The organism is Pseudooceanicola spongiae (assembly GCF_014899185.1).
Lineage (GTDB): Bacteria > Pseudomonadota > Alphaproteobacteria > Rhodobacterales > Rhodobacteraceae > Pseudooceanicola > Pseudooceanicola spongiae.
In genome coordinates this window covers 1440583-1465495 of record NZ_CP045201.1, presented here as the reverse complement: position 1 = coordinate 1465495, position 24913 = coordinate 1440583, and the positions used below count along the sequence as shown (strand labels likewise).

Genomic DNA, 24913 nt, shown 5'->3' with positions numbered 1-24913 from the left:
TCAGAGCTCTGCCTGTTTGCCGTGGAAGTAGTTCGAGGGGCCGGTGCGGCGGAACTCTTCGCGGAAGTGGGTGGGCTTGGGGCCTTCGGGGGTGGCTTCAACGTCCGCCAGGTAGGCGCCGACGATCTGGTTTTGCTGGCGCGAGGCATCGATCAGGCGCAGGTCGGCGTCGGCCTCATCCGTCAGCACTTCGGCTTCCGAGAGGTGGCGCGTCCAGGTGTCGGCGGCGGTGAAGTAGACCACGTCGCCTTCCAGCAGGGCGTTGGCTGTCACGACTTTGGGTGTGAAAGGGCGGGGCATTCAGGCTGTTTCCTTCCATTGAGCCACTTGCGGCGTGGCTATGCCGGGAATGAGGTCGAGCTGCAATCCGGTGCGGCGACAGGCCGTCACGAGATGCCGGGGAAGCGGGCTTGCGGCGACATAAACGACATGCGCGCCGTTGTCTGCCTCAAGAGCGAGCAATTGGTGAAGCGGCGGCACGTCTGTGGGACGGGCGAGGGCGATCAGCTTGGCTTCGCGGCGAGCGAGTTCCAGAACCTGAGGCGAAATCGCAGCGTCGTGGACGACGACATCGGCGTTGTGCAGAGCCTTGCGGGCCTTGAGCGTCAGCAGGTCGGGATCGTCGCTGCCGGTGAAGGTCAGGGTGATCCGGCCCGGGCTGGCCTCGGCTGAGAGGTGCCGTGTGAGCAGGGATTTCAGAGCGGTTTCATAGTCTTGCCCAGCGTCGCTTGCGGCAGGGCCGGCGGTGGCGAACCATTCGTCCCAGAACGCGCGACGGGCGCGACCCCATGGCAGGGCCTCGGCCTCGGGGCGGAAGGACTGGGCGGCGCGGACCAGATCGGCAGTGGCGGCGGGCAGGCGTTCTTCAAGGTCGCGCTTGAGGGAACGGGCGAGCATGGGGGCGGCGCCCTCGGTCCCGATGGCGATGGTCAGGGGGGCGCGGTCGACCATGGCAGGGGTGATGAAGGCCGAGCCCGCGAGGTTGTCGACGATGTTGAACAACACGCCAGCGGCCTCAGCCAGTGCGGCGGTTTGTGCATCGATTTCAGCGTCTTCGTCGGCGGCATAGACCAGCGTGGCGGGCGCGACATCTGCAGCAGTCAGGGGGTGCGCGACAAGGCGCAGCAGACCGTCGCGGGCGAAGGCCACCAGCTCGGGCAGGGGATCAACCGTGTGCACGACAATGCGGGCGCGGGTCTTGAGCAGCAGGCGCAGTTTTGCGAGCGCCGCATCACCGCCGCCGGACATCACGACAAGCGCGCGATCCATGTCGAGGAAGATTGGAAAATGTCGCATCTGAAAAGGATTCTTCCGCATCGTTGACTTACCCCCAAGATAGGAAATATTCCTGTTCCAATGCCATGGGGGCGGGGAAATAAGGAATTCTGTTTCGGCCAACGCGGCCTTGCCGATATCCGTTCCACGACAAAGGGGAAAGCGCGAATGAGTGTCCGCCTTGACGAGACTGACCGGAAAATTCTTTTGCAATTGCAGGAGGACGCAGCCCAATCGCTGGATGATATTGCCCGCAAGGTGGGGTCCTCCAAGACCCCCGTTTGGAACCGCATCCGCAAGATGAAGGAGGCCGGGATCATTGGCGCGCAGGTGGCGCTGCTCGACGCGGAAAGCCTTGGTTTTGATGCCTGTTTCTTTGTTCTGATCCGCACCAGCGAGCATGAGGCGGACTGGCAGAGGGCGTTTCTCAAGGCGCTGCATGACCGCCCTGAGGTGCAGGAAGCACACCGGCTGGCGGGCGATATCGACTATATCCTGAAGGTGCGGGTGAAGAACGCGCGGGCCTATGACGCCTTCTATCAGGCGCTGATTTCCGAGGTGAAGGTGCATAATGTCACCGCGCTTCTGAGCATGGAACAGATCAAGTCAACGACCGCCCTGCCGCTGTGACGGCGGGGGGCTGGCGGCACCGCGAACCGGCGGCGAGGTGCCCAGGCACAGGCCGCTGAAAACGCCAGATTGCGATGTCGGTATTGCGTCGGTATCCCGTCGGTAACTGAACGGTGCGGTTTTCGCCTGATATGTCAGCAAAAAATCGCCGCCTCGACGCGGGTTTCACGGGGATGTGAGGCGACGCCCGGGCCGGATGGCTCGACTTTTCCGGCGCCTTGTGGGACCTGCTGGACATGGTGCTTGCCCGGATGACCCTATCGCTGCTGCTGATGGCCCTCATTTTACCGTGGGGTGCCTATGTGAATGCCGCAAGCGCACGCACCGTGGCCGTTGAGACCGAAGTCATGCGCAATGCGCAGGCGCGGCCTCTGGACCTTGCGACGCCGCTGGCTGCCGCCGAGGCGGAGAGCCTCGTGACGGCGAGGTCGCGTCTTGATGCGCCGCGCCTCAGCCCCCAACCGCCCCGGATCGTCGTCTCCTGGTTGAAATGCCGCAAGGTGCATCTGCCGGGCTCTGTCTGCGGGCCGCATATGGTCTTGCCTGGAGAGGTTGACATACCGCAACCGGGCAACAGGTTTGACACGGTCGCCATATGCGCGACGCTGAATGTGGTGCAAATGGCGCTGGCCCCCCCGAGGTCTCCGCCGCGTCTGGTCTGAACAGACCGCGATACGTCGCCCATGCGTTCAGACCGAAAAAGGAAGTTAACAATGTTGAACCGACGCAGTTTTGTCGCCCTTGGTGGTATGGGGCTGCTGGCCGCCTGTGCCAGCCCCAATCCCGAACCTGAGGCGAGCATGGCCATGCCTGCGCCGCCACCGCCGCCCTTGCCAGCCTTCTACGATGCCGTGACCGATGAGCCCTTTCCGATCCCCGCGATCGAGCCGGGTACGCTGGACCCGCGTCTGTGGCGTCAGGAGGTCGACAACCCCTGGCCCAATTCGTCCTATGGCACGATCATCATCGATCCCGATGCGGCGCTGCTGTATTTCAGCGAAAAGGACGGCCGTGCGACGCGCTATGGCGTGGCAGTGGGGGCCGATGGCTTTTCCTGGACCGGCACCGCACGGTTGCAGTTCCGCCGCGAATGGCCGCGCTGGAACGTGCCGGCCGAAACCATCAAGCGCAAGCCCGAGCTGGAGCGTTATTCCGTAGCCAATGGCGGCATGGCGCCGGGGCCGGAGAACCCGATGGGCTCGCGCGCGCTGTATCTGTTCGAGAATGGCGTCGACACGCTCTACCGTATTCACGGGGGGGCGGATGCGCCGCACCTTGGCAAGGCCGTGTCCTCGGGGTGTATCCGGATGCTGGATCAGGATGTGATCCATTTGTACAAGGTCGCCGTGCATGGCTGCGACGTGGTGGTGCTGCCGTCCCTGACGGGGCCGAAGACCAACGCGCTGTACTGATCGATCTTGCTGCTGAGCTGAGATGCCCCGCCCCTGAAAAGGGCGGGGTATTTGCGTTTTAAGGCGGTGGTTAACGGGCGCTGATCAGCGCGCGGAAACCATCAGGTGGTCGAGGCCGTGGAAGTGGTAGAGATCGGCATACTCCGGTGTGCCTTCCAGCTTCAGGTTCGGGCAGCGCTGGAACAGGATCGGCAGGGTATGGCGCAGCTCAAGCCGCGCCAGAGGCGCGCCGATGCAGAAGTGCGCGCCGGCCCCGAAAGAGGTGTTGGTCTTGATCGGACGGGAGGGATCGAAGGCCTCAGGGTTGTCCCAGACCTTGGGGTCGCGGTTGGCGGCCCCCAGCATCAGGGCGATCTGGTCGCCGCGTTTGAAGGTCCGACCCAGCACCTCGGCCTCCTCAAACGCGTAGCGGGTGAAGATGTGCAGGGGCGGGTCGTGGCGCAGCACTTCCTCGACGGTCGCATCGACGCGCTCGGGGGTGAGCCACTGGCCCGCATGGCCGTGGTTCAGCAGGCCGACGACGCCGTTGCCGATGGTGTGCACGGTTGCCTCATGGCCCGCGTTCAGCAGCACGATGCAGGTGCCGATGAGTTCGTCCATGGTCAGCTTTTCACCGGCTTCCTCGGCGGCGAGCAGTTCGGTGATCAGGTCATCGGCGGGGTGTTTGCGTTTCTCTTCGGCGTAGGCGCGGATGTAGTCGGCAAACTCGGTCGCGGCGCGGGCGGCGGCATCCTCGATCTGGCGGTCGCGGCGGGCCTGGTACATGGCGACCATGGTGTTGGACCACTCCAGCAGCTGGGGGGCCATGGCTTCGGGCACGCCGAGCAGGCGGCAGATGATGATCACCGGCACCTGCGTGGCATAGGCGGGGATCAGATCGAAGGGGCCGGACGGGAAGGCGTCGATCAGCGCGTTGGAGATTTCGATGATGTCGGGTTCAAGGCGCGCAATGCGACGCGAGGTGAAGGCACGCAGGGTCAGCGCGCGCATCCGCATGTGAGGCGCGCCATCGAGGGACAGCATCGAGTATTTCTCGACCTGGTGGAAATCCTCGATATGGGGGGCGACGGGGGTCTTCAGCTCCTCCGGGCAGTCGCGGCCAAACCGGCGGTCACGCAGCAGGGCGTTCACCGTGTCATAGTCGAAGACGGCGGGCATGTGATATTCGTCCCAGTCATGCATCGGCCCCGAGGCCCGCTGGCGGGCGTAGAAGTCGTAGGGATTCTGGACGAAGGCGGGATCGGTGGGGGATTGGGAAATTCTGCTCATCGGCTCTTGATACGCCGGGCGCTGGCCAAGGCAAGCCCCGCACCGCTATGAAAGCGGGTGAGCGATGCGAAGGGGTGCGATCATGTGGCGGCGAGGCTTGGGGATTGCACTGTTGTTGTTGTCGGTGGGGCTGGTGTCGGGGCTGGTGTTCCAGTCGGCGTACCGGCAATCGCTGGGCGCGCTGGCGCAGCGGGGCGAGTCGGATTTGTCGCTCGCCTCGGACCGGCTGACGGGGCAGTTGCAGCGCTATCAGGATCTGGCGGTGCTGATGTCGGACCATCCGGTGCTGCGGGGGCTGAGCGTCGGCCTCGGCGATGTCGAGGCGGCGCAGGTGCTGCTGCTGGCCAGTGTGGATCGCACCGGGGTGCTGAACATGGCCTATCTCGATGCGCAGGGGCGGCCTCTGGCCGAGGCCAAGCCCGCCGCAGTACCTACGACCGATTATATCGCTGAGGCCGTGACGCGGGCGCAGAGCGGGGCGCTGGGCAGCGGGCATGGCGTTGATCCCGGCGCGGGCGTGCGCGTCTATGTCTTTGCTGCGCCGACGTTTTCGGGCAGTGGCGGCGTGATCGGCATCCTGCTTGTGACGGTGAATATCGACCTGCTGGAGCAGGAGTGGCGCGGCGATCGCCCTGCGGTTCTGTTCACCGATGCGGCGCAGGAGGTCTTTATCTCCAACCGGTCGGAGCTGATTGGCTGGCGGCGGGCGACGGCGGGGGCCGGGCTGGTGCCGCCGGGGGCGACCGACAGCACGGTCAGCGCGCGCCGCATCGGCGGGCTGGAACTGTGGCGCATCGACTGGTCGCCTTATCTGCCGCGCCGCGCGCTGCATCTGGAGCGCGACCTGCCGCAGGTGGGCATGCGGGCCGAGGCGCTGGTGGATGCCGCGCCGGTGCGCCGTCTGGCGGGCTTGCAGGCGACGGTGGTCGCGCTGGTGCTGATGGTGCTGGGCACGGCGCTGATTGCCGCGCTGGAGCGGCGGCGCAGTCTGGCTCAGGTCAATGCGCAGCTGGAGAGCCGGGTGGTGGCGCGCACGGCAGAGCTTTCGGGGGCCAACGCGCAGCTGCGCCGCGAGGTGACCGAGCGGCAGGAGGCCGAGGCGGCGCTGAAGCGGGCGCAGGCGGAACTGGTGCAGGCCAGCAAGCTGAGCGCGCTGGGGCAGATGTCGGCGGGGCTGAGCCATGAGCTGAACCAGCCGCTGATGGCGATCCGCCAGTTTGCCGAAAACGGCGCGGTGTTTCTTGAGCGCGGCAAGCCCGAGCGGGCGGCGGCGAACCTGCAGCGCATCGCCGACCTCGCCGGGCGCATGGGGCGCATCATTCGCAACCTGCGCGCCTTCGCCCGGCAAGAGAGCGAGCCGGTGCGCCGGATCGAGCTGGGCGCGGTCATCGCCACGGCGCTGGAAATGACCGAAGGGCGCATCGCCAAGGACGGCGTGACGCTGCACTGGCAGGCCCCGAATGCGCCGGTCTGGGCGATGGGGGGCGAGGTGCGGCTGGGGCAGGTGCTGGTCAATCTGATCACCAATGCGGTGGATGCGATGGCGGCCTCGCCCAGCAAGGAGCTGACGATCAGCCTGAGCCTTGATGAGGCGGCGCGCCCTGAAATCCGGGTGCGCGACACGGGCCCCGGGATTGCAGCGCCGGAGAAGATCTTTGATCCGTTTTATTCGACGAAAGAGGTCGGTGCGTCCGAGGGCATGGGGCTGGGCCTGTCGATCTCCTACGGTCTGGTGCAGAGCTTTGGCGGTGCGATCCGGGGGCAGACCCACCCGGAGGGCGGCGCGGAGTTCACCGTTCAGCTGAACGCGGCGGGGCCGGCGCGGTCCTAACGTGACGAGATGCCTCGCCAATCCGGGGCGGGGGGCCTATCTTTTCGGGCAGGGATACAAAGGCGACAGGCGGCATGACTCGGACGGTACTGGTGGTGGATGACGATGCGGCGGTGCGCGAGGCGCTGGCCCAGACGCTGGAACTGGCGGACCTTGAGCCGCGGGTTGCGGCCTCGTTCATCGAGGCGAAGGATCATATTGCCGCCGATTTCGACGGCGTCGTGCTGTCCGATATCCGGATGCCGGGGCGCGACGGTTTCTTCCTGCTGGATCATGCGCTGAAGATCGACGGCGAGCTGCCGGTGATCCTGCTGACCGGCGAGGGCGATATCCCCATGGCGGTGGCGGCAATGAACCGGGGGGCCTTTGGGTTTCTGGAAAAGCCCTGCGCCTCGGCCGAGTTGCTGCCGGTGGTGGAGCGCGCCCTGCGCACCCGCGCGCTGGTGCTGGAGAACCGCCGTCTGAAGGCGCAGCTGGAAACCGGCGATCCGGCGGCGCGGATGATCTTTGGCCGCTCGGAGCTGTCGCAGGCGTTGCGGCGGCGCATCCGGCAGGTGGCGGCGACGGGGGCTGACGTGCTGGTCACCGGCGCGCCGGGGGCGGGGATTTCCAAGGTGGCGGAGGTGATCCATCTGTCATCCCGCACGGCGCAGCGCCCGTTTGTGAAGCGGGCGGCGGCGGGTATGGACCTGTCGGCGCTGGAGGGCGCGTTTCAGGAGGCGGCGGGCGGCTCGCTCTACCTCAACGAGGTCGGCCAGCTGAGCGTCGAGGCGCAGTTTGCCCTGTCCGAGCGGCTGGAGAGCAACAGTGGCACGCGGCTGATCGCGGGCACCACGGCCGAGCTTGAGACGGCGGTGGCGGCGGGTCAGTTCAGCCCGGATCTGTTCTATCGGCTGGATGTGATGCGGGTGCACTCCCCGGCACTGAAGGAACGCCCGGAGGATATTCCGGTGATGTTTCGCCAGTATGTCGCGCAGGCGGCCGAGCAGGCGGGCCTTGCCGCACCCGAGATCACGCCCGAGGTGATTGCGGGGCTGATGGCGCGCGACTGGCCGGGCAATGCGCGGGCGCTGATGAGCGAGGCAATGCGCTTCATCCTCGGCGCGGGCGAGACCGGCGGCGAGGAGGGGGCCAGCGATCTGGGGCTGGTCGAACAGATGGCGCAGATCGAGAAAAGCCTGCTGGCGGCGGCGCTGCGACGGCATGAGGGGCGCGCCGCCGTGGTGGCGGACGCGCTGAAACTGCCGAGAAAGACGCTCTATGACAAGCTGGCGAAATACGCGCTGAAGCCAGACGACTTTCGCTAAGGTTTAAGTGCCGAGGTTGCCGACGGCCATCGTGCCGTTCGGCGTCACCAGATAACAGGTGTTGCGCGACAGCGGCCTCAGCTTGGCTTCGGCGAAAGACCCCATCAGCGGCGTGCCTTGCGGGCAGGCAGGGATGTCGACGAAGGTATAGCCCTTGTCGGCCATGCACTGACCGTAAACGCGCGAGCGCAGGCCGGCATTGGCATCGCGGGAGTAGGTCTCGCCGCCCATCACCTGACCGCCGGTGGTGTTGCAGAAGGTCTGGGTGCCATAGCGGTTGCACTGGGTCTGCGTCGGCGTGACGTAGGTCGGCGTGGTCTGGATCACCAGCTGCTGGGGCACGCGCTGCGCGGCTGTGACCTCACAGTCGGTGATGGCGCGGTTGCTGGACGCGGCGTTGGCCCCGGTCTTGTAGGGGAAACTGCGCAGGGGCGTGCCGGATTTATACCGCTCATACGGGGTTTGCGGGGTGCAGCCTGCGACGGCGATCAGCAGCAGCAGCGACGCGGTTTTGACATATTTCGGCACGGTGTCCCCCAAACCAGTTCAATCCTGCAATCATAGCGTTAACTTTTGCGCAGGGAAGCAGGGCATGCGGGTTCGGAGGGCGGTTTGCGACGGAGCGCGGTGCAGGGGCCACATTTGATTCCGCGCGGGCTTGTGCGGATTTCCGCACATTTTGATCTGACGGTGTGCGGAATTTCGCACGAACGCTGCATAGCCGCTATGAATTTTGCGCATAGGTCATGGTTAACACACTGTTTCGCCATGCCTTTTCATCTATTTTCACAACTTTGTCAGTTTTGCTTGAGCGAGAGGCCCCTCGGGCGGATTTTCGAGAGCAGACAGGGGAGCCCCTGCCTTCGACATATTTCCCGGGAGGAGACCGAAATGAAATTCCTGACCACAGCCGCCACCGCACTGGCCCTGGCCGTCACCGCGCAGACCGCCTTCGCTGCCTGTGACGACGGCGAGATCGTCATCAAGTTCGCCCATGTCACCAATACCGACAAACACCCCAAGGGCATCGCCGCCTCGCTGCTGGAAAAGCGCGTCAACGAAGAGATGAACGGCGTCGCCTGCATGGAGGTCTTCCCGAACTCGACGCTCTATGATGACGACAAGGTGCTTGAGGCGATGCTGCAGGGCGACGTCCAGCTGGCCGCCCCGTCGCTGTCGAAATTCGAGACCTTTACCAAGCAGTTCCGCATCTATGACCTGCCGTTCATGTTCAAGAACATGGAAGCGGTCGACGCGTTCCAATCCTCGGACGCCGGGCAGAAGATGATGTCCTCGATGGAGAAACGCGGTCTGGCCGGGCTGGCGTTCTGGCACAATGGCCTCAAGCAGTTCTCGGCCAACAAGCCGCTGATCATGCCCGAAGATGCCAAGGGTCTGAAGTTCCGCGTGCAGCCCTCTGACGTGCTGGTCGCGCAGATGGAAGCGCTTGGCGCAAGCCCGCAGAAAATGGCGTTCTCCGAGGTCTACGGCGCGCTGCAGCAGGGCGTTGTCGACGGTCAGGAAAACACCTGGTCGAACGTTCTGGGCCAGAAATACTATGAGGTGCAGGACGGCACCACCGAGACCAACCACGGTGTGCTGGATTACCTCGTCGTGGCCTCGGTCGACTGGCTGGACAGCCTGAAGCCCGAAGTGCGTGAGCAGTTCCTGACCATCCTGAGCGAGGTCACCGCCGAGCGGAACGCCGCGATCAACGAGGTCGACATGGAAGCCCGTCAGGGCGTTCTGGACGCCGGTGGCGTGATCCGTGAGCTGACGCCCGAGCAGCGCGAAGCCTGGGTGACGGTGATGAAACCGGTCTGGGAAAAGTTCACCGACGACGTCGGCCAGGACAACATCGACGCCGCACAGGCGATCAACGCAGGCCTGTAAGCACAGCGCCGAGCGGGGACAGGGCGCGGAGGATCTTCGCGCCCTTTTCTACTGCCACAATTCAATCCGACAACACCAGGGAAGGGGACGGGTATGCAAGTTGCGCCCGAGGGGTCAGTCATCGACCGGATCGAGGAGACCCTCATCGCGGTCATTCTGGGCGTCATGACGCTGATCACATTTGCCAATGTCATTGCCCGTTATGTTTTCAATTCCAACATCCTGTGGGCGCTGGAGGGGACGGTGTTCCTGTTCGGCTGGATGGTGCTGCTGGGCGCCTCCTACGCGGTGAAGAAGAACGCGCACCTCGGCGTCGACGCGGTGATCGAGCTGCTGCCCGCCCCGACGCGCCGGATCTTCGCGCTGATCTCGGTTGCGGTGTGCATCGCCTTCACCTGCCTGCTGCTGAAAGGCGCCTGGGATTACTGGGCCAACTTCGCCAACCTGCCGCAGACCACGGGCCGCTGGATCCCCACGGGGTTCGAGGACACCTTCCGCTCGCAGGGCTGGTACGAGGTCAACGACATTCCCTTCCCCGAGTGGCTGGGTTTCGTGCGCGACGTCTTCAATGACGGCGACGATTACGAGAAACTGCCGCGCTTCATCCCCTATGCCGTGCTGCCGCTGTCGATGGCGTTGCTGCTGCTGCGCTTTTGTCAGGCGGCCGTGAAGGTCTGGGTGGGCAAGATTGACCGGGTGGTCGCCAGCCACGAGGTCGAAGACGAAATCGCGGACGTTCACAGCCGCAGCAAGGAGGCATAAGTCATGGCCGTCGCAATTCTTTTCGGGCTGGTCATCGGCTTCATGCTGATCGGGGTGCCGATCGCGGTGTCGCTGGGCATGTCCTCGGTCATGTTCCTGCTGTGGTACAGTGACACCTCGCTCGCCTCGGTCGCGCAAACGCTGATGCAGGCCTTTGTCGGGCATTACACGCTGCTGGCGATCCCGTTCTTCATTCTGGCCTCGTCGTTCATGTCGACGGGGGGCGTGGCCAAGCGGATCATCCGGTTTTCCATCGCCTGCGTTGGTCACATGCGTGGCGGGCTGGCGATTGCCGGTGTCTTTGCCTGCATGATCTTTGCCGCTCTGTCGGGGTCGTCGCCTGCCACGGTCGTCGCCATCGGGTCGATCGTGATCGGGGCGATGACGCAGGCGGGCTATACCAAGGATTTCGCGGCGGGTGTGATCTGTAACGCCGGGACGCTGGGCATTCTGATCCCGCCCTCCATCGTCATGGTGGTCTATGCCACGGCGGTCGATGTCTCGGTCGGGCGGATGTTCCTGGCGGGCGTCATCCCGGGCATTCTGGCCGGTGTCATGCTGATGATCACGATCTACGTCATGGCGCGGATCAAGGGCATGCCGAAGGGCGAATGGCTGGGCTGGGGCGAGATCTGGCACAGTTTCCGCGATGCTTTCTGGGGTCTGATGCTGATCGTCATCATCATGGTCGGGATCTATGGCATTCCCGGTGTGACCGGCGCGATCTTCACGCCGACTGAAGCGGCGGCTGTCGCCTCGATCTATGCCTTCATCGCGGCGGTGTTCATCTATCGCGACATGGGGCCGCTGAAGACGGAAGGCACGGGACGCAACCTGTCGCTGATGCAAAAGCCGCTGGCTCTGGTGACGGCATGGTTCCACAAGGACACGCAGAAGACGCTGTTCGAGGCGGGCCGGCTCACCATCACGCTGATGTTCGTCATCGCCAATGCGCTGATCCTCAAGCATGTGCTGACCGATGAGCAGGTGCCGCAACAGGTCGCCAATGCGATGCTGTCGGCAGGCTTTGGGCCGGTGATGTTCCTGATTGTGGTCAACGTGATCCTGCTGATCGGCGGTCAGTTCATGGAGCCCTCGGGGCTGCTGGTGATCGTCGCGCCGCTGGTGTTTCCCATCGCCATCGAGCTGGGGATCGATCCGATCCACCTCGGCATCATCATGGTGGTGAACATGGAAATCGGGATGATCACGCCGCCGGTGGGGCTGAACCTGTTCGTCACCTCGGGTGTGGCGGGGATGTCGATGATGCGGGTGGTCAAGGCGGCGCTGCCGTTCCTGGCGGTGCTCTTCGTCTTCCTGATCCTGATCACCTATGTGCCGTGGATCTCGACCGTCTTGCCGAATGCGGTGATGGGGCCAGAAATCGTGACGAAGTGATCGTGACGAGATAATCTTCGACGGATGCGTTTGGTCTGAAGGGGTGCGGCGGCGCCTTCCCGAGGGGGAGGGCGCCGTTTCTTATGGCAGATCGCCCTGTGGGGCGATGCCTCCGGCGGGGATATTTTAAACAGGGAAACGGGCGGGGCGTGCCGAAAGGGGCGGCGCGGACCGAAAGGGGTGGGGCGTGCCTAAGCTGGAGGGCGCCCTGGGGGTGTCAGGCTTCTTCTAGGGCGGCGATGATGGGGGCGAAGTCATCGGCCTTGAGGCTGGCGCCGCCGACAAGGGCGCCGTCGACGTTGGAGATGGCGAAGATCTCGGCGGCGTTGGCGGGTTTGACCGAGCCGCCGTAGAGCAGGCGCACCGATTTGCCGACGCCGTAGCCGAAGCGCTGTTCCAGGCGCGCGCGCATGAAGTCGTGGACTTCGCCGATCTGGTCGGTGGTCGGGGTCAGGCCGGAACCGATGGCCCAGACCGGCTCGTAAGCGACGACGAGGTTTTCGCCAGTGGAGCTGTCGGGGATCGAGAGCGAGAGCTGGGCGCCGATGATGTCGAGGGTATTGGTGGCGTCGCGCTGAAACAGGCTTTCGCCGACGCAGATCACCGTTTGCAGCCCGGCGGATTGGGCGGACTGGGCGAGGAGGCGGACATCCTCGGAGCGCTCATCATGGTCCTGGCGGCGTTCGGAGTGGCCGAGGATCACCGCAGTGGCCCCGGCGTCGCGCAGCATCTGGGCCGAGATGTCGCCGGTGTGTGCGCCCGAGGTCGCCTCGTGGCAGGTCTGGCCGCCGATGCGGATGGCGCTGTTGCCGCAGGTGGTGGCGGCGGCGCAGAGCAGGGTGGCCGGAGGGCAGATCAGCAGGTCGCAGCTGGCCGTCGGATGGGCCCGGGCAAGCTTTTCAAGCTCGGCCAGAGAGGATTTGAGCCCGTTCATCTTCCAGTTGCCCGCTGCCATTTTTCTGCGCATTCCGCACCCTTTCGATGAAAATCCTCTGGGGGCATTTTTACTGGCCCCGCGCGCAGGTCAAGCGATTGGTAGCGCACACATGACGCTCTTTTCGCTTGTGTTTTCGGGACGGGACTGTGGAGGGGCGGTTTGGCGCTATTTCCGGCGGCGCGCCTTGGTGCGGCGTTTCTCAAGGGCGGCGGCGCGGGCGGCGGGTAGGGAGAGGCGGGCCCAACTCAGCGCCTCCTCGGGGTCATCGAGGGCGGTGTCGGGCAGGCTCATCAGCGAGGTGATCTGCTGCGTGCTGGCCGCTTTGGTGTAGGTGAATGGGGTGGCGCCGGCGGCGAGGTAGGCGGGCTGGCTGGTGGCGTCGGTCTTCATGTAGATCGTACCAGAGGCGGCGATCATCGCGAACATCACGTCGTCTTCGGTGTAGACCGCGACGCCGGAGAACATTCGCCCCATGCGCAGCGGCGCGAGGCCCGAGAAGAGGTCGCGGACGTGGTCAAGGAAATCCGGATCGACGGCCATGGGTCCGGATCTCCTCAGTGCACTTACATATTGGCGAACTTGATGGATTCGCCGCAGCCACAGGCTTCGGTCACATTGGGGTTGTTGAAGCGGAAGCCGGATTCGAGCAGCGCGGTCTCATAATCGATTTCGGTGCCGAAGAGGAACATCTGCGCCATCGGGGCGATCATGACGCGGGCGCCTTCCTGTTCGACGACCTCGTCCATCGGGTCGACGGAATCAACGTAGTCCATGGTATATTCCATGCCCGCGCAGCCGCCCTTCTTGACGCCGATACGCAGGCCCTGATGGCCCTCGCGGGTCATCAGCTTGATGATCTGTGCCGCGGCGCGATCTGTGATCGTCACGGCTTGCTTGCCAGGGATGCTGAACATGCGGGGTCTCCTTTGACTGCAAACTTAAGACTTCGGAAGCGAAATGCCAAGGTGCGGCAGTGCAGAGAAGAGGGCCAGCGTTGCATAAGCCGCCAGCAGCGCCCAGGCGAAGGAAGCGAGCGTGCCGATGATGACATATTCGCCGGTGCGGTGGTCGGTTTTCGCGGTGTCAAAGCGCAGCACCGACTTGGCGGCGATGAGGAAGCCGATGGCCTGGGGTTCATCCGTCAGCACGAAGAGGAAGATCAGGCCACGCTCCAGCAGGCCGATCAGGAAGCCGCCGTCGGTCAGGCCCTTGGGCAGGGCCGTGTCGCCCCAGCGGGCCATCAGCAGGCCGACGGCAAAGCCGCCTGCGCGGGTCGCGAGGATGAGGCCTGCGGCGAGGGCCATGAGGGCGGGCAGCCAGTGTGTGGTGGGGGCCCAGAGGCCGGTGGCGAAGAGGTCGGGCCAGAGCGCGGCGGTGGCGGCAAGGGTGGCGAGATGGGCGGATTGATCGAGCAGGAAGGGGGCGAGGCGGTCTTGCGGCAGGGTGCTTTTTATCAGGTCGATGATCAGGTGGGCGGCGGCCAGCGCCAGCAGGGGCAGGGCGTGTGCGGCCGTGGTGGGGCCGGTGGCGAGGGTCGCGGTGGCGGCGACGATGAGGATGTGCAGCGCAAGGGGGCCGGGGGCGCGGCGCGCCTTGGCTGTCGCCATGGCTTTGCTTTGCAGGACGAAATCGGCCAGGGCGTGGGCGAGGAGCAGGGCGGTGAAGGTGGCGATCATGGCTGCTCTGCCCTTTCCAGGTCGGTGAGTGCTGCATGGAGGGCGTCGTAGCCTGCGGCTGCAAGCGCCTGACCAACGGCCTGACGGGTTATCTTCAGGGAGCTGGCGATGTCGGACTGCAATGGCGGAAAGGACGGCGTCAGCATGGGCAGGATGGCGCGGGCTTGGGCTGGGGTCCAGCCATGGCTGATGTGGTCGGCCAGCCGCGCGATGCTGTTCAACGCGCCGCCGCTCCAATGAAGGAAATGAGGTCCCTCCATGAGATCAAGCAGATGGCCTGCGTGGGTGAAGGCGGGGCCGCTGGCGCGGTTCAGGTCGCCGTCTTCGGGCAGGGTGGCGGGGCCGGTGGCGATGGCGATGCGGGTCTCGTAGGCCTTGCCGTGCTGGCGCAGAGCGGCGCGCAGGGCGAGGGCTTCGCGGATGCCGGGGGCGTCGCCGGGCAGGCAGATCTGCCAGCCGTCGCCGCGGTTGCGGGTGAAGTGGACGGGCTGGTGGTGCCAGTCTTCGATCCGGGTGGCCGCGGCGCGCAGGGCGTCGAGGGCGAGGGCGAGGCCCTCTTCGGTCAGATCTGTCGAGGCGACGAGATCGCCTGCGAGGACGGTGACAAGGGTTTCAGGCATCAGGCCCCCGGGGATCAGCAGTTTTGTAAAGTGAAAACGCTTTCTTCGGGGGAAAGCAAGTGAAAATGCTTGTCGAGGGGCGCAGGGCGAGGGTCGAGAAAAGGAAAAAGGCTTGCATCGGGGGGATGCAAGCCTTTGCGCTTTACATGAAGCCAAGCTCAAGGCGGGCTTCGTCGCTCATCATGTCCATGCCCCATGGCGGCTCCCATGTGAGCTGGACATCGACGGTTTTGACGCCGTCCAGAGGCTCGACCGCTTCGGCGACCCAGCCGGGCATGTCGCCGGCCACGGGGCAACCCGGGGCGGTCAGCGTCATCATGATCTTCACGTCGTTCTCTTCCGAGATATCGACCGTGTAGATCAGGCCGAGGTCGTAGATATTGACGGGAATTTCCGGGTCATACACCGTGCGACAGGCCTCGGTCACCTTGTCGTAAAGCGGGTGATCGGTGGTGGAAGGCGCAATAAGCGGCGCGCCTTCAAGGGGTTCTGGGCTATCGGTCATGGCGTGTTATCCTTTTCCTGACCAAATATATAGGAAAACTCGAAGGCAAGGTCCAGACGCACCGTGAAGACGGTGCGAAATTCGCGCGCACCGCTCCATTGCGCGCGCGGTCAGAGCCGCTCGATATCGCCCTCGGCGCGCAGGCCGTGGAACACGGTGACGAAGTCGTCAAAGCGCTGCGCTGCGATCGCGTCGCGCATGCCCTGCATAAGCTCCTGATAGTAATGCAGGTTGTGCCAGGTCAGCAGCATCCCCGAGATCATCTCCTGCGAGCGGAAGACGTGATGCAGATAGGCGCGCGAGTAATTGCGGCAGGCCGGGCAGCTGCAGTCTTCGTCGAGCGGGCGGGGGTCATCAGCGTGGCGCGCGTTCTTGATGTTCACGACACCGTGACGGGTAAAGACCTGTCCGGTGCGGCCAGAGCGCGAGGGCAGCACGCAATCCATCATGTCGATACCGCGCGCGACGGCGCCGACGATGTCGTCGGGCTTGCCGACACCCATCAGGTAGCGGGGCTTGTCTTGTGGCAGCATGTCGGGGGCGTAGTCGAGCACGCCGAACATCGCCTCCTGACCCTCACCCACCGCCAGACCGCCGACGGCGTAGCCATCGAAGCCGATCTTCGTCAGTGCCTCGGCGGATTCGCCGCGCAGGTCCTGATTGACGCCGCCCTGCTGGATGCCGAACAGAGCGTGGCCGGGGCGGTCGCCGAAAGCATCGCGGCTCCGTTGCGCCCACCGCATAGACATCCGCATCGAGGCGGCGACGACGCTGTCCTCGGCCGGAAGGGCGGGGCATTCGTCAAAGCACATCACGATGTCGGAGCCGAGCAGCTTCTGGATTTCCATGCTGCGCTCGGGCGAGAGCATATGTTTGGAGCCATCGACATGGGAGGCGAAGGTGACGCCCTCTTCGGTCAGCTTGCGCAGGCTGGCCAGCGACATCACCTGAAAGCCGCCCGAGTCAGTCAGGATCGGCTTGTCCCAGTTCATGAACTTGTGCAGCCCGCCAAGGCGGTCGATGCGTTCGGCGGTGGGGCGCAGCATCAGGTGATAGGTATTGCCCAGCAGGATGTCGGCGCCGGTGGCGGCAACGCTTTCGGGCAGCATCGCCTTGACGGTCGCGGCAGTGCCCACGGGCATGAACGCCGGCGTGCGGATCTGGCCACGGGGCGTGTCGATGACGCCGGTGCGGGCGCGGCCGTCCGTCGCGGCGAGAGAGAAGGAAAAAGGTGTGCTCATGGTCGCGCGATTTAGACGCTTTGCGGAGTGAAAGCCAGATGCTTTGCGGGGCGCGCGCAAATGGCGGCCTTGCGCACGCAGAGGTGAGGGGCGGCGTCGTTGACGGATGTCCGCGCCCGATTACCTTTCAGCTCAAGGTGCTGCCCCCCGGCTCTGGTCACTCAGGGGCGCACGGAAGGTGAGGCAGAGCATGAGCGATATCCCTTTTGAGACTTCTGCGCCGGTTCTGGTGACAGGCGCGACCGGCTATGTCGCCGGCTGGATCGTGCAGGGGCTGCTGGAGCACGGCGTCACGGTGCACGCGGCGGTGCGGGACCCGGACAATTCCGCGAAGGTGGCGCATCTGCTCAGTATGGCCGAAGGCACGCCGGGGCAGCTGGTGCTGTTTCGCGCGGATTTGCTGGAGGAGGGGTCTTACGCGGCGGCGATGGCAGGCTGTCGGGTGGTGATCCACACGGCCTCGCCCTTTACCAGCGACGTGGAGGATGCGCAGCGCGATCTGGTCGACCCGGCGGTGAAGGGCACGCGCAATGTGCTGGACACGGCGACGGCGACGGCCTCGGTGCATCGCGTTGTGCTGACCAGTTCCTGTGCGGCGATCATTGGCGATGCGGCGGATCTGGATGGGCGGGTGGCGGACGAGGCGATCTGGAACAGCACCTCGTCGCTGGAGCATCAGCCCTATGCCTATTCCAAGACCGCCGCCGAGCGCGCCGCCTGGGAGATCAACAGCCGGCAGGCGCGCTGGCGGCTGGTGGTGATCAACCCCAGCCTCGTCGTCGGGCCGGGAACGGCTGAGCGGCAAACCTCGGACAGTTTCTCGATCCTGCGGCAGATGGGCTCGGGTGCGTTCAAATCCGGTGTCCCGCCGATGGAGATCGGCATGGTCGATGTGCGCGACGTCGCCGAGGCGCATCTGCGTGCCGCTTTTTTGCCCGATGCCGAGGGGCGCCATATCATCAGCGCCGAGAGCCTGACGATGCTGCAGCTTGCGGAAATGCTGCAGGAGCATGCGGGTGGGACGCTGCCCATCACCGCGCGGGAAATGCCAAAATGGGTGGTCTGGCTGATTGGCCCCATGGTCAGCAAAACCATCACCCGGCATATGGTCGCGCGCTCCATGGGCTATCCTTGGCAGGTGGACAACAGCAAGTCCTGCAAGGCGCTCGGGATGAGCTATCGGCCTTTGCAGCCTGCGGTGACCGCGATGCTGCAGCAGCTGATCGACACTGGCCAGTTGGGGCGCGGATCATGAGCGCCCGCACCCACGTTTTCGTGAAGGAGAACGGGCCGATGGCCGCGATGGCCTGTCACATCGACGTTAAAAAAGGAAGATATACAGGGGGATTTCCCCTCAAACCGCTATATATCGTGCTTGCCCGTCCGGGGATCGGCGGGCACACTGATGCAAATGCAGTTGAACTGCGGGAGTCGTGCTCCCACTTAAAGACTGTGAAACGGAGAAGGCTGTGCTGCCGCCAAGCGGGGCCTGACCTTCTGCCCAATACTAAGGATAGAGCATGCAAGAGCCTCTGAACCCATCCTACCCGGTACTGCCGCTGCGCGATATCGTGGTGTTCCCGCACATGATTGTGCCCCTGTTCGTAGGCCGTGAGAAATCCGTCCGCGCACTGGAAGAGGTCATGGCGGACAACAAGCAGATCCTGCTGGCCAGTCAGATCGACCCGGCCGAGGATGATCCTGAGCCCAAGGGCATTCACACCGCCGGCGTGCTGGCGAATGTGTTGCAACTGCTGAAGCTGCCCGATGGCACCGTGAAGGTGCTGGTCGAGGGCGCCGCGCGCGTGCGCATCGAAGAATACCTTGAAAACGACGCGTTTTTCGAGGCCAAGGCCGTTTACCTGGACGAAACCCCCGGCGATCTGACGATCACCGAAGCGCTGCTGCGCACCGTGGGCCAGGAATTCGAACGCTACGCCAAGGTCAAGAAAAACATCCCCGAGGAAGCGCTGTCTGCCGTTGCGCAAAGCGCAGAACCGTCGCGTCTGGCGGATCTGGTCGCAGGCCACCTCGGCATCGACGTGACCCAGAAGCAGGACCTGCTTGAGACGCTGCCGGTGAGCGAGCGGCTTGAGAAGGTCTATGGCCTGATGCAGGGCGAAATGTCCGTGCTGCAGGTCGAGAAGAAGATCAAGACCCGCGTCAAATCTCAGATGGAGCGCACGCAGCGCGAATATTATCTGAATGAGCAGATGAAGGCGATTCAGAAGGAACTCGGCGATGGCGAGGAAGGCGAGGGCGAGATTGCCGAGCTGGAACAACGCATTGCTGAAACCAAGCTGAGCAAGGAAGCCCGTGAAAAGGCCGACGCCGAGATCAAGAAGCTGAAGTCGATGAGCCCGATGAGCGCCGAGGCGACTGTCGTGCGCAACTACCTCGACTGGATGCTGTCGATCCCGTGGGGCGTGAAGAGCCGCGTCAAGAAGAACCTTGCCGATGCGCAGGCCGTGCTCGACACCGATCACTATGGCCTCGACAAGGTCAAGGAGCGGATCGTCGAATACCTCGCGGTGCAGCAACGCTCGAAAAAGCTGAAGGGGCCGATCATGTGCCTCGTCGGTCCTCCGGGCGTGGGTAAAACCTCGCTGGGGAAATCCGTGGCGAAAGCAACGGGGCGCGAGTTCATCCGGATCTCTCTGGGTGGCGTGCGTGACGAGTCCGAGATCCGCGGTCACCGTCGGACCTATATCGGCTCCATGCCCGGCAAGATCATTCAGGCGCTGAAGAAGGCGAAAACCACCAACCCGCTGATCCTGCTCGATGAAATCGACAAGATGGGGCAGGACTTCCGTGGCGATCCGGCAAGTGCGATGCTTGAGGTGCTCGATCCAGAACAGAACGGCACCTTCGTGGACCACTACCTTGAGGTGGAATACGACCTGTCGAACGTGATGTTCCTGACGACGGCCAACAGCTATAACATGCCGGGGCCGCTGCTCGACCGGATGGAGATCATTCCGCTGGCGGGCTACACCGAGGATGAGAAGCGCGAGATCGCGCGGCATCACCTGGTCGACAAGCAGGTCAAGAACAACGGCCTGCGCAAGGGTGAGTTCGAGGTGACGGATGGCGCGCTGAGCGAGATCATCCAGCGCTACACCCGCGAAGCTGGGGTGCGCAGCCTTGAGCGTGAGATCGCCAAACTGGCACGCAAAGCCGTGACGCAGATCGTCAAGGGCGACGTCAAGACGGTTGTCGTGACCGAGGACAACATCGACGACTACCTCGGCGTGAAGAAGTACCGCTATGGTCTGGCCGAGAAGGAAGACCAGATCGGTGTTGTCACGGGGCTGGCCTGGACGAGCGTTGGCGGCGATCTGCTGCAGATCGAAGCGCTGCGCCTGCCTGGCAAGGGCCGCATGAAGACGACGGGGAAACTCGGCGATGTGATGAAGGAATCCATCGACGCGGCCTCCAGCTTCGTGCGCTCGATCGCGCCGGAAATCGGGGTGAAGCCACCGCGCTTTGACCGGATGGACATCCACGTCCACGTGCCGGACGGGGCGACACCGAAGGACGGGCCGTCGGCCGGTCTGGCGATGGTGACCTCGATCGTGTCGGTGCTAACGCAGATCCCGATCCGCAAGGATATTGCCATGACTGGCGAGGTGTCTCTGCGCGGCAATGCGATGCCGATCGGCGGGCTGAAGGAAAAACTGCTGGCCGCGCTGCGCGGTGGGATCAAGACGGTCTTCATTCCCGAAGAGAATGAGAAAGACCTGGCGGATATCCCCGACAACGTGAAGCAGGGCCTGACGATCATTCCGGTGACCCACGTGCGTGAGGTTCTCAAGCAGGCGCTGGTGCGTCAGCCTGAGCCGATCGAGTGGGACGAGGAAGCGGAGGAAGCGGCGGCTGCCGCCCGTGCCAACCGCATGCCCGAACCGGGTCAGTCGACCACCGCGCACTGATCTGCGCTGACGTAGACGCAAATGGGGCCACGTTTCCGCAAGGGAGTGTGGCCCTTTTTCATGCAGGGCAGGGCGCTCGATACGGCGCCGCTGCGGATAAATTGGCGCAATCCGCGAGGATGCTGGATTAACGCAGAGGCCGCTGCTAGCCTTTCCACTAAGGTGTTTCAGCAGGACCCAGCGGCGAGGGAGAGCACAGTGGTAACCAAGAGCAAGGCGGGCGAGGCCAAGCCCAAAGCCATTCGCAAGGTGTCACAGCCGAGAGCGTCAAAGGCCAGGCTCGCGGCCCCTGAGGCGACAGACGCGGTCTTGCCGGCTGAGGCAGTCGACGCCCCCGATGCGGCGACGCCCAGCGAGTCTCCGGAACTGAACAAGAAAGATCTGATCGCGCAGGTCGTGCAGCGCTCTGGTGTGAAGAAGAAGTTCGCCAAGCCGGTGATCGAGGCGCTGCTGGTGGTTTTGGGCGACGCCATTGCCGAGGGGCGGGAGCTGAACTTGCAGCCGCTTGGCAAGGTGAAGGTCACCAACACGAAATCCGTGGCCAACGGCAAGGTGATGAACACGCGGATCCGCCAGAGCGATGCGGCGCGCGGCGCGGTGGAAAGCACGGGTGAAGATTCTGGCAAAGAGACGCTTGCAGACCCGGCAGAGTGACGCTAAACACCGGCGCACGGGTGATTAGCTCAGTGGTAGAGCGCTTCGTTCACATCGAAGATGTCAGGGGTTCAAATCCCTTATCACCCACCATTTAACCTACTGAAAATTCTACATTTACATGTTGCTGAGCATAGCTTTGCGAAGTGTCCCGCAGTCCGTTGAACTTATTTGGCCGGGCCGTTCTGGATTTTCCTCTCTCTCAGATTCATGAAGTCCAGCACGTTGACCGCGTCCTGCATGTGCTCCGGAAGGTAGCGGCCATAGGTCGAAAACGTCACGGCGGTGTTCGAATGTCCGAGCACCTGAGATACCTTCTCGAGCGGGATGCCGTTCGACAGCATGGTCACGGCGGCCGTATGGCGCAGATCGTGGATGCGGACGTGCCCGATCCCTGACCGGCTGACAGCGCCAGCCACACCCTTCCTGATCGAGCCGACCGGGCCACCTGCATATTCGATCACGTAGTCTGACAGCGCCGCGTCGTGTGCCGTTGCGAGGGCCGCTCTAGTCCCGCCATTCATCGGAACCACGGCGCGGCCTTTACGCGTGGCGCCGTCGTCCAGGCGCAGGTTGATCGCACCCCGCTCGAAGTTCACGCGATCCCATGTCAGATCGAGAACAGCACCTACTCGCGCACCTGTGCCAAGCAGCAGGATCAGAGCAAGCCGGATGTGCGGTTCAATTGCGGCATCGATCAGCGATCTCGCTTCACCCGCGTTCAGGATCCGCTTGTCGGTCTGAGGCTTCTCCGGACGCCATATCTTCGGGGCGCGATCAATCATGCGCGTATGCTCCGCGAACAGAAGCGCGGATTTAAGGTGCCCAAGCTCCGTGTGCACTGATCCCTGTGATTTGCCTGCCTCGCGCCGCTTGGCGGAATACGCCAGGCAAACCGCCTTCGTGATGTCTTCGGGCCGGAGGTGGCCGAAGTGCGGCAGCACGGCTTTGCCGGTGTAGCCCATGGTTTTGGCCGTCGGTTTGTCGCCCAGATCGTCCTGATAGAGCTGCCATATTTCGGCGACCGCTGGATCCTTGGGGCGCAGCGCGTAGTTTGCCGTGCGATAGACCTCTAGGGCCTCTGCCTCCGCTTCCTTTCGGGTGCATGCCGCAAGACGGCGACGGATCCGCTTGCCGTCCGATCCTGTCCAGTAGACGCAGAGTCCACCGCGCAATCGTCCGATACTGATTTCTGGCATTCGTGTTCCTCCACTGCCTTTGCTGTGATTCTGATCATGCGTCCGGTTCTGAAGAACGACAATTCGCCGCGATGGCACATTTGACGGATGGTTTCTGAGCTGCATTGCCAGCGATCGGCAAGCGCGTCTGGCGTGAAGGGGCGGGCAGGGTTCATCTTACAGGCCCTCCTGAATGGGCTCTCGTAGCTATCGGCATGACAGGTTTTCACTTCGTGGGGGTTGGGCGGCGAGCTGCCAGATCATTTGCTTTATGGCGGGCGATGATGGCTGTGAGCTTGGCTTGCGTGCGCTGGTGATAGGGTTCGATCTGCTGTGCGACAGTCGCTTGCGTCGCCAATCCACGAGCGGCAGGGCCGCTCATCAGGTGATGAGGCTGCAACAGGGCCATGCGATCGGCAGAGATTGGATGCCCCTGCATTTGCTTTGCCTGTGCCCAGTTGAATTGCAGAACGGCGGGGATGCGCGCGAAGGTTTCGGGCGCAGTAATATGGGTGTGGCAGTCGGGGGTATTTTGTCTTGGCATGTTGATCTCCATCAAGTCGATGGCGCTAATATTGCGAAAAACGCAATATTAGGTCAAGCTGTATATTGCGTAAATCGCAACTTTTAGTTTAAACCTCCGAGTCGAAATGCGTCGAGATCGGTCGTCAATTCTCGGGTTGGATACCTTGACCTAACCCACTAGGGCATTTTATTGTGAACGGATAGAGAACGATCTGGAGGGCAAACATGATAAAAGACTCGCTTCGCGCTCTCCTGGGAAGCCTTCCTTCGGAGGATGTCAGTCTTTTGTCTCGGTGTTTTTGCCGTGCTGAACGAGTTCTGGGGTCGCCAGAAGAGCATCCAATTGCCTTCGCAGAACTTCTTGTCCAGCTGTATTCAGTCGAGCGATCTGCTGAAGAAGAAGAGATTCTCCGCTAGTGTCTGAGACGATTCGCTCATTGAAGAAGTCGAGCAGGAGCGGGACCTCTTCTGCCTGAACGTTACGATTGCCCCGCAGGGTTTTTGATAGCTTGTCGGTCGATATGCCAAGGTGCTCGGCGAGCCTTGCTTGCTCTCCGCGAGTGCCAGTCAAACGCTTCCGGATCCAAGCTCCGTCAATCTCTTCCATATGTTTGAATATTGCGGAATTCGCATCATTAAGTAAGCGGCGATAATCGCAACTTTCGATATTGACTGATGTTGCGATTATCGCAATGTTATGCTGCATGGAACCTGCACAAACCATCATTCAGATCTGCGGCGGCTTCAGGGCAGTCTCTGAAATCACACGCCGTGATGAGACTCGTGTTCGCCGTTGGACCTACCCGAGAGAAAAGGGGGGCACAGGCGGTCTGATCCCATCCGAGTGCCAGCAAATTTTGATGAGCAACGCGCGCGAACGGGACATTCCGCTTCTGCCTGAACATTTTTTCCCAGCCGATAGAGCGAATGACGAAGACAACTTCGGCGAATTGGCAAACCCTGGCTTGATGGTCAGTGCGCCGGGCGACGACGAAACCGCGAGTGACGCTGCATGATTTCAATGTATCGCTCCGGTGTTTTTGTCGTTGTTCCAAACTCTCAACCGCATCCGCCTCGCCTTGGCTTCAGTTTTGCCGCGCCACAGGCTCATCGGGAAGGAAAACCCCTTCCATGCTGATCCGTGCGCGTGCCGCCATGTTCAAATCCTTGGTCGATGCTGTTGGCGGCGTCGAAGCGGCCCGGGCCGTCATCGAGGCAAGTGTCGGGCATGACATCTCGATCGCCTCGATCTCGCGCATGCAGAACGCCAATGCCGAGCCGGTCTGGGCTTGGGTGGTCGCGCTTGAGGATGCCTCGGGGCAGGTGCCTTTCAGCAAGATGCGGGCGCGCCAGCTGGAACAGCAAGAGGCGTCCTCAGCTGTGATCAGCCATCTCGATGCGCTGCGGGAAAGCTCCGAGATGGTGCTGGCGCTTGCAGGCGCTGAGCGCAGCGATGATCCGCAGGTTCTCGCACGGGCGCTCAAGGAAACGCAGGACGTGGCCGATCTGGTGAACAGCTTTGTCGCCACCCTCTCTGACCAGTGTTCGGGCAGGGCCCCGCAAGACGCCGTGCCGTTGAACACGCGGAGCCGGGCATGAAACGCGCCAAAGGCACCGATCAGGCGGTGATACAGCACATCAGCAGCGTCGCGACGATGCCGGTCACTGACATCTACCTGCTCTGCGCGCGGCTGTCCTCGGATGGTCGCTGCCGCTGCAGTGGGCGCGGCCTCGACCGTTGCGCCGGATTGCGCGGGCTGTTGGCGGAACACGGCAGTGTCGACGCCGCCCACGACGCCGAGATCCAGCGCATGGCGCAGGTGGCCCGCAATGCGCGGACCTGAACACACATCCCAACACATCCCGGC

The 24913-nt window shown here is 63.4% G+C and carries 29 protein-coding genes and 1 tRNA gene; 15 read left to right on the top strand and 15 right to left on the bottom strand.

All coding sequences use genetic code 11. The annotated features are described in order from the left end of the window. Both F3W81_RS07005 and F3W81_RS07000 read right to left on the bottom strand, forming a co-directional pair. The gene (locus tag F3W81_RS07005) at window positions 1–300 is read right to left on the bottom strand and encodes a DUF2849 domain-containing protein (protein ID WP_193082901.1); all 300 of its coding nucleotides are present in this window, start codon (window positions 298–300) and stop codon (window positions 1–3) included. After that, window positions 301–1296, bottom strand: a complete 996-nt coding sequence (locus F3W81_RS07000) for an NAD(P)-dependent oxidoreductase (protein ID WP_193082900.1) — start codon at window positions 1294–1296, stop codon at window positions 301–303. A gap of 147 nt (window positions 1297–1443) precedes the next feature. Between F3W81_RS07000 and F3W81_RS06995 the strand changes: the two genes are divergently transcribed. The 3 genes from F3W81_RS06995 to F3W81_RS06985 all read left to right on the top strand — a co-directional run bounded on the left by F3W81_RS06995 (window position 1444) and on the right by F3W81_RS06985 (window position 3317). Continuing rightward, entirely contained in the window at window positions 1444–1905 is a 462-nt protein-coding gene (locus F3W81_RS06995; protein WP_193082899.1) for an Lrp/AsnC family transcriptional regulator, read from the top strand. Between the two features lie 251 nt (window positions 1906–2156). Beyond that, window positions 2157–2567, top strand: coding sequence for a hypothetical protein (locus tag F3W81_RS06990; RefSeq protein WP_193082898.1), 411 nt, complete (start codon window positions 2157–2159; stop codon window positions 2565–2567). Window positions 2568–2618: 51 nt separating this feature from the next. Beyond that, window positions 2619–3317, top strand: a complete 699-nt coding sequence (locus F3W81_RS06985) for a L,D-transpeptidase (RefSeq protein WP_226941902.1) — start codon at window positions 2619–2621, stop codon at window positions 3315–3317. An 84-nt stretch (window positions 3318–3401) separates the two neighbouring features. Here the strand turns inward: F3W81_RS06985 and F3W81_RS06980 are convergent, their stop codons facing one another. Further along, window positions 3402–4586, bottom strand: a complete 1185-nt coding sequence (locus F3W81_RS06980) for a cytochrome P450 (RefSeq protein ID WP_193082897.1) — start codon at window positions 4584–4586, stop codon at window positions 3402–3404. Between the two features lie 82 nt (window positions 4587–4668). Here F3W81_RS06980 and F3W81_RS06975 point away from each other — a divergent pair, with 82 nt between their 5' ends. Beyond that, window positions 4669–6417 carry a sensor histidine kinase gene (locus F3W81_RS06975; protein WP_193082896.1) on the top strand — a complete coding sequence of 583 codons (1749 nt, stop codon included), beginning with the start codon at window positions 4669–4671 and terminating at the stop codon, window positions 6415–6417. Between the two features lie 74 nt (window positions 6418–6491). Beyond that, window positions 6492–7724 carry a sigma-54-dependent transcriptional regulator gene (locus tag F3W81_RS06970; RefSeq protein ID WP_193082895.1) on the top strand — a complete coding sequence of 411 codons (1233 nt, stop codon included), beginning with the start codon at window positions 6492–6494 and terminating at the stop codon, window positions 7722–7724. A 3-nt stretch (window positions 7725–7727) separates the two neighbouring features. Here F3W81_RS06970 and F3W81_RS06965 read toward each other — a convergent pair whose 3' ends face one another. Continuing rightward, the gene (locus F3W81_RS06965) at window positions 7728–8252 is read right to left on the bottom strand and encodes a hypothetical protein (protein WP_193082894.1); all 525 of its coding nucleotides are present in this window, start codon (window positions 8250–8252) and stop codon (window positions 7728–7730) included. Between the two features lie 363 nt (window positions 8253–8615). Between F3W81_RS06965 and F3W81_RS06960 the strand changes: the two genes are divergently transcribed. From F3W81_RS06960 to F3W81_RS06950, 3 genes are all read left to right on the top strand, one after another. Then, window positions 8616–9617, top strand: a complete 1002-nt coding sequence (locus tag F3W81_RS06960) for a DctP family TRAP transporter solute-binding subunit (protein ID WP_193082893.1) — start codon at window positions 8616–8618, stop codon at window positions 9615–9617. Window positions 9618–9710: 93 nt separating this feature from the next. After that, window positions 9711–10379: a TRAP transporter small permease gene (locus F3W81_RS06955; protein WP_193082892.1), complete on the top strand. Its 669-nt coding sequence runs from the start codon at window positions 9711–9713 to the stop codon at window positions 10377–10379. A gap of 3 nt (window positions 10380–10382) precedes the next feature. Continuing rightward, on the top strand, window positions 10383–11777 hold the full coding sequence (locus F3W81_RS06950) for a TRAP transporter large permease (protein ID WP_193082891.1): 1395 nt from the start codon (window positions 10383–10385) through the stop codon (window positions 11775–11777). Window positions 11778–11994: 217 nt separating this feature from the next. Here the strand turns inward: F3W81_RS06950 and tpiA are convergent, their stop codons facing one another. The 7 genes from tpiA to tgt all read right to left on the bottom strand — a co-directional run bounded on the left by tpiA (window position 11995) and on the right by tgt (window position 16756). Next, the gene (gene tpiA, locus F3W81_RS06945) at window positions 11995–12744 is read right to left on the bottom strand and encodes a triose-phosphate isomerase (RefSeq protein WP_193082890.1); all 750 of its coding nucleotides are present in this window, start codon (window positions 12742–12744) and stop codon (window positions 11995–11997) included. Window positions 12745–12879: 135 nt separating this feature from the next. Beyond that, window positions 12880–13254, bottom strand: coding sequence for a TfoX/Sxy family protein (locus F3W81_RS06940; RefSeq protein ID WP_193082889.1), 375 nt, complete (start codon window positions 13252–13254; stop codon window positions 12880–12882). 23 nt (window positions 13255–13277) lie between these two features. Then, window positions 13278–13628 carry a HesB/IscA family protein gene (locus tag F3W81_RS06935; RefSeq protein ID WP_193082888.1) on the bottom strand — a complete coding sequence of 117 codons (351 nt, stop codon included), beginning with the start codon at window positions 13626–13628 and terminating at the stop codon, window positions 13278–13280. A 24-nt stretch (window positions 13629–13652) separates the two neighbouring features. Next, on the bottom strand, window positions 13653–14390 hold the full coding sequence (locus F3W81_RS06930) for a DUF3307 domain-containing protein (protein WP_193082887.1): 738 nt from the start codon (window positions 14388–14390) through the stop codon (window positions 13653–13655). Beyond that, a complete protein-coding gene (locus F3W81_RS06925; RefSeq protein WP_193082886.1) occupies window positions 14387–15010 on the bottom strand; it encodes a MarR family transcriptional regulator in 624 nt (207 codons plus the stop codon). The genes F3W81_RS06930 and F3W81_RS06925 overlap by 4 nt, the downstream gene beginning before the upstream one ends. A gap of 142 nt (window positions 15011–15152) precedes the next feature. Continuing rightward, window positions 15153–15515: an SUF system Fe-S cluster assembly protein gene (locus F3W81_RS06920; protein WP_193082885.1), complete on the bottom strand. Its 363-nt coding sequence runs from the start codon at window positions 15513–15515 to the stop codon at window positions 15153–15155. Window positions 15516–15625: 110 nt separating this feature from the next. After that, the gene (gene tgt / locus F3W81_RS06915; protein WP_193082884.1) at window positions 15626–16756 is read right to left on the bottom strand and encodes a tRNA guanosine(34) transglycosylase Tgt; all 1131 of its coding nucleotides are present in this window, start codon (window positions 16754–16756) and stop codon (window positions 15626–15628) included. 190 nt (window positions 16757–16946) lie between these two features. Between tgt and F3W81_RS06910 the strand changes: the two genes are divergently transcribed. The 4 genes from F3W81_RS06910 (at window position 16947) to F3W81_RS06895 (ending at window position 21435) form a co-directional block, all read left to right on the top strand. Then, window positions 16947–18011, top strand: coding sequence for an NAD-dependent epimerase/dehydratase family protein (locus tag F3W81_RS06910; protein ID WP_193082883.1), 1065 nt, complete (start codon window positions 16947–16949; stop codon window positions 18009–18011). A gap of 265 nt (window positions 18012–18276) precedes the next feature. Beyond that, the gene (lon, locus tag F3W81_RS06905) at window positions 18277–20688 is read left to right on the top strand and encodes an endopeptidase La (protein WP_193082882.1); all 2412 of its coding nucleotides are present in this window, start codon (window positions 18277–18279) and stop codon (window positions 20686–20688) included. Between the two features lie 198 nt (window positions 20689–20886). After that, on the top strand, window positions 20887–21342 hold the full coding sequence (locus F3W81_RS06900; RefSeq protein ID WP_226941901.1) for an HU family DNA-binding protein: 456 nt from the start codon (window positions 20887–20889) through the stop codon (window positions 21340–21342). A gap of 18 nt (window positions 21343–21360) precedes the next feature. Then, window positions 21361–21435 (top strand) — tRNA-Val (locus tag F3W81_RS06895). Window positions 21436–21509: 74 nt separating this feature from the next. Here the strand turns inward: F3W81_RS06895 and F3W81_RS06890 are convergent. The 4 genes from F3W81_RS06890 to F3W81_RS06880 all read right to left on the bottom strand — a co-directional run bounded on the left by F3W81_RS06890 (window position 21510) and on the right by F3W81_RS06880 (window position 23751). Next, a complete protein-coding gene (locus F3W81_RS06890) occupies window positions 21510–22307 on the bottom strand; it encodes a tyrosine-type recombinase/integrase (protein WP_226941961.1) in 798 nt (265 codons plus the stop codon). A 107-nt stretch (window positions 22308–22414) separates the two neighbouring features. Next, window positions 22415–22621, bottom strand: coding sequence for a hypothetical protein (locus tag F3W81_RS21155; RefSeq protein WP_407692476.1), 207 nt, complete (start codon window positions 22619–22621; stop codon window positions 22415–22417). A 125-nt stretch (window positions 22622–22746) separates the two neighbouring features. After that, window positions 22747–23079, bottom strand: coding sequence for a hypothetical protein (locus F3W81_RS06885; RefSeq protein ID WP_193082880.1), 333 nt, complete (start codon window positions 23077–23079; stop codon window positions 22747–22749). A 243-nt stretch (window positions 23080–23322) separates the two neighbouring features. Next, window positions 23323–23751 carry a helix-turn-helix domain-containing protein gene (locus F3W81_RS06880; RefSeq protein WP_193082879.1) on the bottom strand — a complete coding sequence of 143 codons (429 nt, stop codon included), beginning with the start codon at window positions 23749–23751 and terminating at the stop codon, window positions 23323–23325. Between F3W81_RS06880 and F3W81_RS06875 the strand changes: the two genes are divergently transcribed. From F3W81_RS06875 to F3W81_RS06865, 3 genes are all read left to right on the top strand, one after another. Then, window positions 23750–24061, top strand: coding sequence for a hypothetical protein (locus tag F3W81_RS06875; RefSeq protein ID WP_193082878.1), 312 nt, complete (start codon window positions 23750–23752; stop codon window positions 24059–24061). The two genes, F3W81_RS06880 and F3W81_RS06875, sit on opposite strands and share 2 nt — an antisense overlap. 115 nt (window positions 24062–24176) lie before the next feature. Next, the gene (locus F3W81_RS06870) at window positions 24177–24644 is read left to right on the top strand and encodes a hypothetical protein (RefSeq protein ID WP_193082877.1); all 468 of its coding nucleotides are present in this window, start codon (window positions 24177–24179) and stop codon (window positions 24642–24644) included. Then, a complete protein-coding gene (locus tag F3W81_RS06865; protein WP_193082876.1) occupies window positions 24641–24889 on the top strand; it encodes a hypothetical protein in 249 nt (82 codons plus the stop codon). Before F3W81_RS06870 ends, F3W81_RS06865 begins: the two co-directional genes overlap by 4 nt. The last annotated feature ends 24 nt before the right edge of the window (window positions 24890–24913 follow it).